This window comes from Pseudomonas sp. A1230 (assembly GCF_044218825.1).
Taxonomy (GTDB): domain Bacteria; phylum Pseudomonadota; class Gammaproteobacteria; order Pseudomonadales; family Pseudomonadaceae; genus Aquipseudomonas; species Aquipseudomonas iridis.
The window spans coordinates 4,604,585-4,616,997 of record NZ_CP162582.1; the positions used below are offsets into that span (position 1 = coordinate 4,604,585).

Genomic DNA, 12,413 nt, shown 5'->3' on the forward strand with positions numbered 1-12,413 from the left:
GCGCCTGTCGCGAGCCGCCTCGAGGAGACTGTAAATGGGCCTTAATAATCAGTGGATGCAACGCGATCTCGCGGTGTTGTGGCATCCCTGCACCCAGATGAAAGACCACGAACAACTGCCGCTGATCCCGATCAAGCGCGGCGAAGGCGTCTGGCTCGAAGATTTCGAAGGCAAGCGCTACCTCGACGCGGTCAGCTCGTGGTGGGTCAACGTGTTCGGCCACGCCAACCCGCGGATCAACCAGCGCATCAAGGATCAGGTCGATCAACTGGAGCACGTGATTCTCGCCGGTTTCAGCCATCAACCGGTGATCGAGCTGTCCGAACGTCTGGTGAAGATGACGCCGGAAGGCCTGAACCGGGTGTTCTACGCCGATAACGGTTCGTCCTGCATCGAAGTCGCGCTGAAAATGAGCTTTCACTACTGGCTCAACCGCGGCATGCCCGCCAAAAAACGCTTCGTTACCCTGACCAACAGCTACCACGGCGAAACCATGGCGGCGATGGCGGTCGGCGACGTGCCGCTGTTCACCGAAACCTACAAAGCCCTGCTGATGGACACCATCAAGGTGCCGAGCCCGGATTGCTATGGGCGTCCGCAAGGCATGAGCTGGGAAGAGCACTCGCGCAATATGTTCGCGGCAATGGAACAGACGTTGGCCGAGAACCATGACAGCGTTGCGGCAGTGATCGTCGAGCCACTGATTCAGGGCGCCGGCGGCATGCGCATGTACCACCCGGTGTACCTCAAACTGTTGCGCGAGGCCTGCGACCGTTACGGCTTGCACCTGATCCTCGACGAAATCGCCGTCGGCTTTGGCCGCACCGGGACGATGTTCGCCTGCGAGCAGGCCGGCATTCGTCCGGACTTCCTCTGCCTGTCCAAGGCCCTGACCGGCGGCTACCTGCCGCTGGCCGCGTGCCTGACCACCGACGATGTCTACAGCGCGTTCTACGACGACTATCCAACCCTGCGCGCCTTCCTCCACTCGCACAGCTACACCGGCAACCCGCTGGCGTGTGCGGCGGCGCTGGCGACGCTGGATATCTTCGAGCAGGACAACGTGATCGAGAACAACAAGGCACTCGCCCAGCGCATGGCGTCGGCGACGGCGCACCTGGTCGATCACCCGAACGTCAGCGAAGTGCGTCAGACCGGCATGGTCCTGGCCATCGAGATGGTCAAGGATAAAGCCACCAAGGAGGCCTACCCTTGGCAGGATCGGCGCGGTCTGAAGGTGTTCCAGCATGCGCTGGAGCGTGGCGCGCTGCTGCGTCCGCTCGGCAGCGTGGTGTACTTCCTGCCGCCGTACGTGATCACGCCGGAGCAGATCGACTTCCTCGCCGAAGTCGCCAGCGAAGGCATCGACATCGCCACCCGTGACAGCGTCAGCGTGGCCGTGCCGAAGGATTTCCATCCGGGGTTCCGTGATCCGGGTTGATTCAAAATTTGTGGTGCCTGAACTGCCGCTTTCGCGAGCAGGCTCGCTCCCACCCTGGAATGCATTCCCCTGTGGGAGCGAGCCTGCTCGCGAATGAAACCGACACCGATTCAACTGATTCACATCTTTTCAGAGACCCGAAATGAGACTGTCCCGCTTCTTTATCGATGCCCCGCTAAGCACCGGCCAACACGAACTGCCGGAAGCGCAGGCACATTACATCAGCCGCGTGCTGCGCATGGCCGAGGGCGATGCGGTGCAGATGTTCGACGGTTCCGGCCATGAGTTTCGCGGTTCCTTGCTGGAAGTCGGCAAGAAACGCGTGGTGGTGCAGATCGACGAGCAGTTCGCCGGACAGATCGAATCACCGCTGCAAATCCATCTCGGCCAGGGCTTGTCCCGCGGCGAGCGGATGGACTGGGCGATCCAGAAAGCCACCGAACTGGGCGTCAATGAAATCACGCCGATCTTCAGCGATCGCTGTGAAGTTCGCCTCAAAGACGAGCGCGCTGACAAACGCCTGCAGCATTGGCGTCAGGTGGCCATCAGCGCATGTGAGCAATGTGGTCGTTCGCGGGTCCCGGTGATTCACCCACCGGTACTGCTGGCAGACTGGATCAAGCAGACCGAAGCCGAGTTGAAACTGGTGCTGCACCCGGTGGCCGAGCCGCTGGTGAGCCATGCCAAACCTTCGACACTGGCGTTTCTGATCGGGCCGGAGGGTGGCTTGTCCGAGGCCGAGGTCGAGCAGGCCAAGGGCAATGGTTTTCATGCTGCGCGCCTGGGTCCGCGCGTGTTGCGTACCGAGACGGCGCCGGTGGTTGCGTTGGCGGTGGCACAACAGTTGTGGGGTGATTTCTAGGTCCCCATCGCTGGCAAGCCAGCTCCCACAGGGTTCAGTGTTGTTCACAAATGTTGTGGCCAACAACGCACCTGTGGGAGCTGGCTTGCCAGCGATTAGCCGCGCCTCGGTCTACAAGACGTAAAACATAATCGCGATAAAGTGCAGCAGGCTCCCGGCAATCACAAACAAATGCCAGATCCCGTGGGCATGCCGCAGACGATGATCCAGGGCAAAAAAGATAATCCCCACGGTGTACAAAACTCCGCCCGTCGCCAGCCACGCGAAACCCGTCGCGCCTAACGCCGCCAGTAACGGCTTGACTGCCACCAGCACGATCCAGCCCATCACCGCATAGATCACGATGGACAGAATCCGCGCCTCGGAACGCGGTTTGATCTCTTGCAGAATGCCGATCAGCGCCAGCCCCCAGACAATCCCGAACAGCGTCCAGCCCCACACCCCGCGCAAGGTCACCAGGCAAAACGGCGTGTAGCTGCCGGCGATCAGCAGATAGATCGAGAAGTGATCGACCTTCTTCATGATCTCTTTCTTGCGCCCGCGCACGCTGTGGTACACGGTCGATGCGCTGTACAACACCAGCAGGGTAAACGCGTAAATCGCCACACTGACGATCTTCCATGGACTGCCATCGAGGCAGGCGATGACCAGCATCCACACACCACCGATAAAAGCCGCCACTGCCCCGACCAGATGCGTCCAGGCGTTCAATCGTTCTCCGTGATACATCTATTGCTCACCTCAAAATTCATTACCGCAGTGCGCAAGGCTCGGGCCTTGAGCATAAAAGCGCAATGTTTCTGTTCAACATGAATCCGCGTAGGAGCTACTGCAGGCTGCGATCTTTTGATCTTCAAAAGCAAAAGATCGCAGCCTGCGGCAGCTCCTACAAAGGGCCGCGTTTACCGTGCACAATCGGCCGATACCAAAAAGAGTCCGCGCCATGCTGATCGACGAAGAGTTGACCCTGAAAAAACTCGAGGTGTTCCTCGCTTTCATGCGCACCGGCAATCTCGCCCGTGCCGCTGCCGAGTTGCAAACCAGCAACGTCAGCGTGCACCGCGCGATTCACTCGCTGGAAAACGCCCTGCGCTGCCCGCTGTTCAAACACGAAGGCCGCAACCTGACGCCGCTGGAAAGCGCCTATGTACTGGAGGAACGCGCGCAGAAGCTGATCCAGGACGTGGTCGAAAGCGTACGCCTGACCCGCGAGGCCGCCGGGTTCTCCGCCGAACGCTTCAAGCTCGGCTCGCTGTATTCACTGACCGTGAAAACCGTGCCGCAACTGATCATGGGCCTGAAGATCCGCCGCAGCGAACTCAACATCGACCTGATTCTTGGCTCGAACATCGACCTGCTCTACAAGCTGAAAAACATGGAAGTCGACGCGATTCTGGTGTCGCTGGACGACAGCATCAACGACCCGGATTGCGAGCAGATTGCGCTGTTCTCCGATGACATTTTCCTCGCCACTCCTGCCGATTCAAGATTTGCCCAGCGCAGTGAAGTTGATCTGGCGGACGTACGCGATGAAACCTTCATCACCTTGACCCAGGGATTCGCGACCCATCAGGACGGCAATCGGGTGTTCAGGCAGGCGGGGTTCGAGCCGAAGGTGGCGATGCAGGTGAATGACATCTTCACGCTGCTGAGCATGGTCAGTTCCGGGGTGGGTTATGCATTGCTGCCGGGGCGGATTGCGGCGGTGTACGAGAACCGGGTAAAGCTGATTCCGTTGCAGGAAAAGTATCGGTTGCAGCAGCACATCGGCGTAGTGTTTTTGAAGGCCAAGGAGCGCGATCCGAATTTGCTCGCGTTGTTGGCGGAGTGTCGGATGTATGCCAATCGCCAGACGGCGGTGTGATTGGAAGCAGATCAAGATCAAGAGCTACCCCCTCACCCCAGCCCTCTCCCCCAAGGGGGCGAGGGGGAAAGGGAGCAGATCGGGGGCTTTCAGAACCGGAGTTCGACACAGAAATTTCAGGACGGTGTATAACGCCAAAAACTACTCGTTCAGTCCCCTCTCCCTCCGGGCGGTCCGACGTTTCGGGAGGGTTAGGGTTTGCTTTTCAGGCGGCCGTTAACCCACCAACCCCCGCATCACCAAAAACAACACCGAAGGCCCAAGCAAACACCCAAGCGCGGTATAGAACGCCGCCGTCAGGCAACCGTAAGGCACCAGTTTCGGATCCGTCGCCGCCAGCCCGCCAGCCACGCCACTGGAAGTGCCCATCAACCCGCCGAAGATCACCGCACTGCGCGGGTTGTTCAAGCCGATCATCAGCGCTACGAACGGTGTCATCACCATCACCAGAATGGCCTTGATCAACCCCGCAGCAATCGACAGCGCCATGACTTCAGAACTGGCACCAATCGCCGCACCGGTCACCGGGCCGACAATGTAAGTCACCGCCCCCGCGCCGATGGTGGTCAGGCTCACAGCATCGGTATAACCGAATGCCATCGCCACACCTACACCGGCGACAAACGACGTGCCCACCCCGACAAACAGCGCCAGTACACCGACAAACCCGGCCCGCTTGAGCTCTTCAACACTCACGCCGAACGCCGTGGCAACGATGGCGAAATCGCGCAGCATCGCTCCGCCCAGCAAACCGATACCGGACAACAGTGGAATATCCACCACGCCTTTCTGCCCACCGGTCAGCGCACCGCCAACGTAGGACAACACCAGCCCGAGCAGAATGGCAATCGCCGAACCGTGCAACCGGCCCTTGGTGAAGGTGTTGGACATCCAGTAGGACACCCACATGGTCAGGCCTACAATCAGGAAACCGCTGATCAGGCCGTAACCGGTGATGACTTTCATCAATGATTCGTACATGGCGATCACCCCACAGTCTTGGGTGGAATGACGGCGGTCGACTCCTTGTTACCAAGGCGTACCAGCACCGGCACCATGGCAAACGCAATCACCACAGCCAGCGTCCCCGCCAGAATCGCCATCGGCCCACCCTTCAGTGCGCCGTAAACGTTTTGCTGCGCCGCCATGGCGACCACGATCGGAATGTAGATCGCACTCCAGAACCCGACTCCCTGTTCAGTCTTGCCCTTGAGCCAGCCGGTTTTGTTCAGATAACTGCCCAGGCCGATCAACAGCAGCATCGCAATGCCGACGCCGCCGACGTTGGCCGGTACGCCGATCAGCTTGCCGAGCAGTTCACCGACCCAGATACCCACCAGCGTACAAAAGGCGAGAAACGCCACACCGTAAATAATCATTGTTGTAGTCCTCAAAGTGCATCGTCGAATGTTGTTTTTGTTGTTCGAAGCTTGAGTCGGCGTTTTAGGTTCGGCGGCTTCCCTCCTCACGCAACAGCGCCTGCAAGGTGTCGAGGCGAGCACTGTCGAAGGCAGTGACAGTGCCTGATTCAAACACCCGGCGCGCCAGCCCGGTCAGCACAGCACCAGGCGGCAGTTCGATCTGTAGCCGTACGCCGCGCTCGTAGGCGCTTTGCACGGTGCCGCGCCAGTCCACTACGCGGCACATGTTGAAAGCGAGGTCGTCGCGCAGGGCATCGACCTTAGTCACCGGGCGCGCCCGGCTGCCACTCAGGTAAGCGATTTGCGGAGTTTGCAGTTGTATTTTGGCGAAGGCTTCAGCGAGGGCCTGAGCCGGTTGATCCAGCAGAGGACAATGCGACGGCACGCTGACCGCCAGACGTTTCGCCAGCCCTGCGCCACGACTGCGCGCCAGTTCGGCAACCGCTTGCATCGCCTTGTCACTGCCAGCAATGACCACTTGGTTATCGGCGTTGATGTTGGCCAGATAAACCGGCGTTTCGGCGCTGTGAACCTGCACCAGCAACGCTTCGACTGTGGACAACTGCAAGCCGATAATCGCGGTCATGCCAAAGCCCTGTGGATAAGCCTGCTGCATCAACTCACCGCGCAGGCTGACCAGATGCAGTGCATCGCTGAAGCTCAAGGCACCCGCCACCACCGCTGCCGGGTAAGCGCCGATGGACAAACCTGCGACGTAATCCGCCGTCAGTCCGTGCTGCAGCAGTTGCCGCGAAGCGGCTGTGCCTGCGATCAACAGACACAACTGAACCGCCCTTGTCGTGCGCAACGCTTCGGCAGAGTCGAGCAGCAACACGTTTTCGCCGAGCACATCGCTGGCCTCGACCAAGGTTTCCCGAGGCAACCGCTGGAGCATGCCCGGTTGCTGGGCGCCTTGGCCTGGGAACACCAAAAGGCTGCTCACGCTGCCTGCTCCTGCACATTCCATGGATCTGCCACCAGACACGCCTGATGGGCGTTTTTCAGCAGCACCCGCGCTGAGGGGCCAGCCCATTCGCGCAGAGCCACCGCGCCGAATGGCGTCTGCAATTGCATGTCGACCCGGCAGGCTGCCTGATCGAAAAGCGCTACCAGTTCGCGCGCCTGATTACGCGCCAACAGGTGCGGCGTACGCAGGATCAGATCGAGATCGCTGCCCTCATGCATCGCCGCAAAGCCACTGGCCAGTTCAAACCCGGCACTGCCACTGACGCCCCAGACCCAACCGCAATCATCGAGCATCGGCCGCAACTGTTCGAGCGCGCGCAGGGCCGGCACGTCGCGATCACTGTCGACATGACAAAGCGCTTCCGGACTGACCCGACAGGCAATCGAATCGACTGCCATGAACGCCGCCAACCGCTGCTCGCGCAAAACACCGCGCACGCCAACGGCAACAAAACCATCAGCGCTCATTGCCCGGCGCACCACCACCGGTTGCCCGACCCTGAGCGATTCAACCGCCCACTGCGGCGCATCCACCGGCAACTGCGCAGGCGTCATGCCCCAGAGCAGGTCGTGGGCCAGAGGCATGTTCACCACTGCGCCCTCAGCAGTTCGCGCACGCGGCTGGAAGCTTCACGATTGTTCGCACCGAGACGACCGCTCAGATCATTGCTGCTGACATCGTTGATCGCTTGGGTCAGGCATTCAGTCACCCGAGCCAGATCCTCGACTGTCGGCTGTTCGATCTGCTGCACCGACAGGGTTTCCCAGAGCAAGCCGAGGCTGGCATAGCTGTCGATGTCATAAGCCATCGGCGGCACGCTGGCGGCCAGTGCTTCGAGTTCTTCGACACTGCGCAACGTGACCCGCGCCGCCGACGCCTTGCCCATCGCGTGCACCATCACGCCGGGATCGCGCAGGGCAATCAAACGGTTGGCCTGATAACCGTGGGCAAGGAACGCCCCGGACATCGCTTTGCCCACCAGAAGCCCAATCACCGGGTGCCCGGCCAAACGTGCGCGGGCATAACTGTCCGCAGCACCGGCCAAAGCCTGATGAATGCCCAGCGCTTCTTCGCGACGACCATAGGCCTGGCTTGGTACATCGACGATGGCGATCAGTGCGCGTTTCTGTGATTTGTCGCGGTCAGCAGTGATCGCGTCATCCACAGCCTTGGCCAAACCCCAGCCTTCCAACAGCCCGACTTCACCGTTTCGAGCACGGGGAAAACGATTGTCCGGGTCAGCGACCACGGCGATAAAACGCCCGAGTTGGCCATCGGCAACTTTCAACGATGACGGCAACCCTTCGACCTCTACGGCGCCAGCGCTCAACGCGTTGAACCAGTTCAAACCGCGCACGGAATAGCTACTCATGAGCGCTCTCCTTGATACAGATCGCGAACCACCGAAGGCTCGATTTGCTTGTCAGTGTCGAGGCTGGCCAGACGCTGCAGGAACCACTCGGCGCGCTGACTGCGCGGTTGCGTCGGCAATCCTTGCTGCAGTAATTCGCCGACCTGCTGACGAATCTGCGCCACATCATCGGCGACATAACGATCCACCAACCCACTGGCGAAACGCTGCTCGCCACCGGTCAGGCTCCAGATAAATGGCCGGTCGCGTGAGTCGTATTCTTCGATCCCGGCTTCCTGCTCGATCACTTGCGGGCCGTTCAGGCCAAGGCGTGCTTCCTGAGTCACCAGCAGATAGCTGCACAGCGCCGCGGCAATCGACATGCCGCCAAAGCAACCCACGCTGCCCGCCACCACACCGACGACCGGTTGGTACTGCTGCAAATCGACAATTGCCGCGTGAATATCGGCAATCGCCGCCAAACCGAGATTGGCTTCCTGCAAACGCACGCCACCGGTTTCCAGCAGCAATATGGCGCGGGTCGGGATGCCTTTGCGGTTGTCCTCGGCGGCCAGTTCCAGCGCGCCGGCGATCTTCGCCCCGCCGACTTCGCCGAGGCTGCCGCCCTGAAACGCGCCTTCGATGGCGGCGATCACCACCGGCAGCCCATCGACGCTGCCCTTGGCGATCACCACGCCGTCATCGGCCTGCGGCACCACGCCCTGGCGTTCAAGCCATGGCGACATGACGCGCTGGAACGGGTCAAGCAATTCGCGGAAGGTGCCGGCATCGAGCAAGACTTTCGCCCGTTGCCGCGCGCCGAGTTCAACGAAGCTGTGTTTGTGCAAAAGCGCTGCGCTGTCAGTCATGGCCGATCTCCTCGAAACCTTGCTCCAGACGCAACCGCACCACACCCGGCGTCGCGCCGAAATCGTGGATATCGATGGCCATGGCGGGCGGCGTGGTGCCGTCGAACATCCGCGCAAACAAGTGCTGCCAGCGCTGCTGCGCGCCGTTGACCGAGGTCTGCACGTTGATCGTCAACTTGCCGGCCAGTCCCGGTTCGATCAGCACTTCCAGGTCGCCCGAGCCAACACAACCGACCAGCGCGCGACCGCGTGGCGGCGGCCCGGCGGGGAATTCAAACGATAGGGTTTCCATCAAAACGCTCCCTGAAAGAGGCCGTCGCGCTCGATTCGGTCGAGCAGTAGCGTGGCGGCGAGCAAGTCGGCGGCGCCACCGGGCGAGGCATTCAATGCGATGAGTTGTTGATCCAGTTCGTGCAGTCGACGGCGGCCGGTGAGGCTGGCGCTACCGCCGGCATCCAGCACCGCTTGCGCGCCTTCCTGCATGGCTTGCAAACCCGCTTCGCCGGCGCGATACAGCACGCAGGTGTCGGCCAGGTCAGTCATGATCGCCAGCAAGGCGTCGAGCCGGGCGTTCTGTTCGCCGTGACCACGGGCGCGACTGCTTTTGAGTTGCGGCAAGCCGCGTTGCAGCACCGACGGAAAACCCAGTTGCGCTTCTTCGCGAGCACCGCGTGCGCCGTACCGCAGTGCGACTTGCGCGCCGTGACTTAGCGGGCGCGGTGCATAGCGATCATCGAGCAGCGCCAGACGTGCGGCCCTGACGCAAACAGCACCGGCCTTGCTGGATTTCGCGTCCAGTGCCGCCGCTGTCACGATCAGGCCCAACGCCCAGATCGCGCCGCGATGGGTATTCACGCCGTGAGTGGTTGCGAGCATCGCTTGCTCGCCTTCACGGCCAATCCGCCCAACCGCTTCGCGCAACGGCAAAGCGACTTCGCCGATGTCGACAGCCGCTTCGGCCATTTCCTTGAACGCTGGCCACAACGACAGCGCCGAAGCGTGCATCAGGCCCAGGTGCAGATCGGTATGCGCGCCGTTGCCACGACGATCCACCAGTGCCGGTTTCGGTGACAGATCCGCTTCGTCGATCAATGCGTCGACCGCCAGATCCGCCAGTCGCTCGGCCAGGCTCAGAGGTTTCGTTTGCAGGTTGAATGCGTGCATTACCAGCTCCTGAACTTGGCGGGCGGGTTGTAGAGGCCGCCGGACCACTCGACCAGATCGGCCACGCTCTTCGCCGCCAGCAGTTCGCGGGTGGCGTCGGTGCGGCGGATGCCGAGGTCTTCGGGCAAGGCGATCAGGCCTTCGCGGCGCATGCGCTCGGTGTCTTTGGGGTTGTGGCGCAGGCCAATGGCGGTGACGCCCGCAACGGCTGCGATCATCGCTTGGCGCTCTTCCAGCGAACGCGCTTTATAGAGGTAAGCGATGCCCTCTTCGGTCAGCAGGTGGGTCACGTCGTCGCCGTAAATCATGATCGGCGCCAGCGGCATGCCGCTCTTCTTCGCCACTTCCACCGCATCGAGGGTTTCGACGAAGGTCGGTTTGCCGCCCTCCTGGAACGTCTCGACCATTTGCACCACGAGTTTCTTGCCGCGTTCGAGCATCGGTTGCGGCGAGTCGTCGTGGCGCATATCGAGCCATGCAGGCGTGCCGTGGCGGCGGCCACGCGGGTCGTGGCCCATGTTCGGTGCGCCACCGAAACCGGCGAGTCGGCCACGGGTAACGGTGGAAGAATGGCCGTCTCCATCGACCTGCAACGTCGCGCCGATAAACAGATCCACCGCGTACTGCCCGGCCAGTTGGCAGAACATCCGGTTGGAACGCAGCGAGCCGTCGCGGCCGGTGAAGAACACGTCGGGGCGCGCGGCGATGTAGTTTTCCATGCCCAGTTCGGTGCCGAAGCAATGCACGCTTTCAACCCAGCCACTTTCAATCGCCGGGATCAGCGTCGGGTGCGGGTTGAGCGTCCAGTTGCGGCAGATCTTGCCCTTGAGGCCAAGGGATTCGCCGTAGGTCGGCAGGATCAGTTCGATGGCCGCAGTGTTGAAACCGATGCCGTGGTTGAGCGACTGCACGTTGTGTTTTTCGTAGATACCGCGGATCGCCATCATCGCCATCAACACGTGCACAGGCTTGATGTGGCGTGGGTCGCGGGTGAACAGCGGCTCAATGTAGAACGGCTTGTCGGCCACCACCACAAAATCGACCCATGACGCCGGAATGTCCACGCGGGGCAGTTCGCTGACGTCGTCGACCAGTTGATTGACCTGGACGATGACGATGCCGTCACTGAACGCCGCCGGTTCGATCAGCGCCGGGGTGTCTTCGGTGCTTGGGCCGGTATAGATGTTGCCGGCTCGGTCGGCCATGAACCCGGCCGAGAGCACGACGTTGGGGATCAGGTCCACCACCAGCCGTGCGTAGAGTTCGATGTAGGTGTGGATCGCGCCGACTTCCAGCAACCCGTCCTCAAGCAACTGGCTGATGCGCAGGCTCTGGGTGCCGGCGAAGGAGAAATCCAGCTTGCGAGCGATGCCGCGTTCGAACAGGTCGAGGTGCTCGGAGCGGCCGACGCTGGGCATGATCATGTGCAGGTCGTGGAGCGTCTCGGGATCAGCCTTGGCGAGAGAGCGAGAGAGGAAGTCCGCCTGCTTCTGGTTATTGCCCTCCAGCACTACACGGTCGCCCGGCAGGATCAACGCCTCAAGCGCCGCGACGATCTTGTCGGTGGGCAACACCACACCGTCGGCCAGCCCACGCACCTTGTCGAGACGGCGCTGCTTCTCATCGCGCCGCCGCGTCCAGCGCGAGTCGGGGGAAATTGTTGTTGTCATGCTCACTCCACGGGGTTCGCTGTCGTGGAGCTAAGTTAGGCGTGTGAGTGGGGGGGCATCAATCAAGCAGGGTGGTGAAACGTTACGCTGAGCGTAACGTTCACTGCCGCCTTCGCGAGCAGGCTCGCTCCCACAGGGGATCTCTATCGTCCGCAAAAACCGGGGGCACTGAAGATCAACTGTGGGAGCGAGCCTGCTCGCGAAGAGGCCAGCCAAAGCAGCGTAAGTTCTGGATAAGTCCGCCGATGAGTCAGGGGGTTGGCCGGTAGGAAGTTGCTGATGCCACTGGCCCCATCGCTGACAAGCCAGCTCCCACAGGGTTTTGTGTGGTTCACAAGATTCGGATACAACCCGGACACTGTGGGAGCTGGCTTGCCAGCGATGGGGCCAGTGCAATCAGTGAAAGCTCTGGATCAATCCGTAGGCACTAACCTGTCCAGCACCCGATTAACCGCCAGCTCCGCCAGCATCACCACTTGAGCAATGCCTTGCAGGGTTTTGCGGTGGGTGCCTTCGACCATCGCCACATGGTTGTGCAGCATGACGGTGGCCGAGCCGAGTGTTTCGCTGGCATCTGCCAGGAGAGACTCGGTATCAGCTTCGGGGTCGGTCATGTACAGCTTGTTGGGCTTGTAGGGTGCGGCCATGATTTCGGCGGTCGGTGGGCCGAGGTAATGGTCGAGGGCGCGCTCGGCGGCTTCGTGAAATTTCTTGGAATCGGACGATTCGTAGGGGGATGCCGGGTCTGTGACCGGCGGGTTAGGCGTTGGTTTAATCATCTTCAGGTTCCGGAATAAAGCTGGA

Annotated in this window: 14 protein-coding genes; 3 read left to right on the plus strand and 11 right to left on the minus strand. The window is 61.3% G+C overall.

Annotation, left to right across the window (positions count from 1 at the left end):
- The first annotated feature begins 34 nt into the window (after positions 1–34).
- The gene (locus AB4P97_RS21565) at positions 35–1,441 is read left to right on the plus strand and encodes an adenosylmethionine--8-amino-7-oxononanoate transaminase (protein ID WP_395601591.1); all 1,407 of its coding nucleotides are present in this window, start codon (positions 35–37) and stop codon (positions 1,439–1,441) included.
- A gap of 142 nt (positions 1,442–1,583) precedes the next feature.
- Positions 1,584–2,303 (plus strand): 16S rRNA (uracil(1498)-N(3))-methyltransferase, encoded by a 720-nt coding sequence (locus AB4P97_RS21570; RefSeq protein ID WP_210623078.1) that lies wholly within the window; start codon positions 1,584–1,586, stop codon positions 2,301–2,303.
- A 111-nt stretch (positions 2,304–2,414) separates the two neighbouring features.
- Here AB4P97_RS21570 and AB4P97_RS21575 read toward each other — a convergent pair whose 3' ends face one another.
- Positions 2,415–3,032, minus strand: coding sequence for a hemolysin III family protein (locus AB4P97_RS21575; RefSeq protein ID WP_115147123.1), 618 nt, complete (start codon positions 3,030–3,032; stop codon positions 2,415–2,417).
- A 214-nt stretch (positions 3,033–3,246) separates the two neighbouring features.
- On the opposite strand from AB4P97_RS21575, the gene AB4P97_RS21580 reads away from it, so the two are divergent.
- On the plus strand, positions 3,247–4,167 hold the full coding sequence (locus AB4P97_RS21580; protein WP_042561519.1) for a LysR substrate-binding domain-containing protein: 921 nt from the start codon (positions 3,247–3,249) through the stop codon (positions 4,165–4,167).
- Positions 4,168–4,383: 216 nt separating this feature from the next.
- On the opposite strand, the gene madM is transcribed toward AB4P97_RS21580, so the two are convergent.
- From madM to AB4P97_RS21630, 10 genes are all read right to left on the minus strand, one after another.
- Entirely contained in the window at positions 4,384–5,148 is a 765-nt protein-coding gene (gene madM / locus AB4P97_RS21585; RefSeq protein ID WP_395601592.1) for a malonate transporter subunit MadM, read from the minus strand.
- Between the two features lie 5 nt (positions 5,149–5,153).
- Positions 5,154–5,546 (minus strand): malonate transporter subunit MadL, encoded by a 393-nt coding sequence (gene madL / locus AB4P97_RS21590; RefSeq protein ID WP_395601593.1) that lies wholly within the window; start codon positions 5,544–5,546, stop codon positions 5,154–5,156.
- 64 nt (positions 5,547–5,610) lie between these two features.
- Positions 5,611–6,531, minus strand: coding sequence for a malonate decarboxylase subunit epsilon (gene mdcH / locus AB4P97_RS21595; RefSeq protein ID WP_395601594.1), 921 nt, complete (start codon positions 6,529–6,531; stop codon positions 5,611–5,613).
- A complete protein-coding gene (locus AB4P97_RS21600; protein WP_115147120.1) occupies positions 6,528–7,148 on the minus strand; it encodes a malonate decarboxylase holo-ACP synthase in 621 nt (206 codons plus the stop codon). The genes mdcH and AB4P97_RS21600 overlap by 4 nt, the downstream gene beginning before the upstream one ends.
- Entirely contained in the window at positions 7,142–7,927 is a 786-nt protein-coding gene (mdcE, locus tag AB4P97_RS21605) for a biotin-independent malonate decarboxylase subunit gamma (RefSeq protein ID WP_395601595.1), read from the minus strand. The genes AB4P97_RS21600 and mdcE overlap by 7 nt, the downstream gene beginning before the upstream one ends.
- Positions 7,924–8,775, minus strand: coding sequence for a biotin-independent malonate decarboxylase subunit beta (locus tag AB4P97_RS21610; RefSeq protein WP_047303917.1), 852 nt, complete (start codon positions 8,773–8,775; stop codon positions 7,924–7,926). The genes mdcE and AB4P97_RS21610 overlap by 4 nt, the downstream gene beginning before the upstream one ends.
- Positions 8,768–9,067, minus strand: coding sequence for a malonate decarboxylase subunit delta (locus AB4P97_RS21615; protein WP_150601960.1), 300 nt, complete (start codon positions 9,065–9,067; stop codon positions 8,768–8,770). The genes AB4P97_RS21610 and AB4P97_RS21615 overlap by 8 nt, the downstream gene beginning before the upstream one ends.
- Positions 9,067–9,939 carry a triphosphoribosyl-dephospho-CoA synthase gene (locus AB4P97_RS21620; protein ID WP_395601596.1) on the minus strand — a complete coding sequence of 291 codons (873 nt, stop codon included), beginning with the start codon at positions 9,937–9,939 and terminating at the stop codon, positions 9,067–9,069. The genes AB4P97_RS21615 and AB4P97_RS21620 overlap by 1 nt, the downstream gene beginning before the upstream one ends.
- A complete protein-coding gene (mdcA, locus tag AB4P97_RS21625; protein WP_395601597.1) occupies positions 9,939–11,609 on the minus strand; it encodes a malonate decarboxylase subunit alpha in 1,671 nt (556 codons plus the stop codon). The genes AB4P97_RS21620 and mdcA overlap by 1 nt, the downstream gene beginning before the upstream one ends.
- 413 nt (positions 11,610–12,022) lie before the next feature.
- Positions 12,023–12,388, minus strand: coding sequence for a DUF6124 family protein (locus tag AB4P97_RS21630; RefSeq protein WP_042561527.1), 366 nt, complete (start codon positions 12,386–12,388; stop codon positions 12,023–12,025).
- Positions 12,389–12,413: the final 25 nt, after the last annotated feature.

Bases quoted from the DNA above. Each gene is read 5' to 3' on its own strand.
- AB4P97_RS21620 (WP_395601596.1), bottom strand. From the start codon at position 9,939: ATGCACGCATTCAACCTGCAAACGAAACCTCTGAGCCTGGCCGAGCGA.
- madM (WP_395601592.1), bottom strand. From the start codon at position 5,148: ATGTACGAATCATTGATGAAAGTCATCACCGGTTACGGCCTGATCAGC.
- mdcE (WP_395601595.1), bottom strand. From the start codon at position 7,927: ATGAGTAGCTATTCCGTGCGCGGTTTGAACTGGTTCAACGCGTTGAGC.
- AB4P97_RS21615 (WP_150601960.1), bottom strand. From the start codon at position 9,067: ATGGAAACCCTATCGTTTGAATTCCCCGCCGGGCCGCCGCCACGCGGT.
- AB4P97_RS21610 (WP_047303917.1), bottom strand. From the start codon at position 8,775: ATGACTGACAGCGCAGCGCTTTTGCACAAACACAGCTTCGTTGAACTC.
- AB4P97_RS21570 (WP_210623078.1), top strand. From the start codon at position 1,584: ATGAGACTGTCCCGCTTCTTTATCGATGCCCCGCTAAGCACCGGCCAA.
- mdcA (WP_395601597.1), bottom strand. From the start codon at position 11,609: ATGACAACAACAATTTCCCCCGACTCGCGCTGGACGCGGCGGCGCGAT.
- madL (WP_395601593.1), bottom strand. From the start codon at position 5,546: ATGATTATTTACGGTGTGGCGTTTCTCGCCTTTTGTACGCTGGTGGGT.
- AB4P97_RS21580 (WP_042561519.1), top strand. From the start codon at position 3,247: ATGCTGATCGACGAAGAGTTGACCCTGAAAAAACTCGAGGTGTTCCTC.
- AB4P97_RS21565 (WP_395601591.1), top strand. From the start codon at position 35: ATGGGCCTTAATAATCAGTGGATGCAACGCGATCTCGCGGTGTTGTGG.
- AB4P97_RS21630 (WP_042561527.1), bottom strand. From the start codon at position 12,388: ATGATTAAACCAACGCCTAACCCGCCGGTCACAGACCCGGCATCCCCC.
- AB4P97_RS21575 (WP_115147123.1), bottom strand. From the start codon at position 3,032: ATGTATCACGGAGAACGATTGAACGCCTGGACGCATCTGGTCGGGGCA.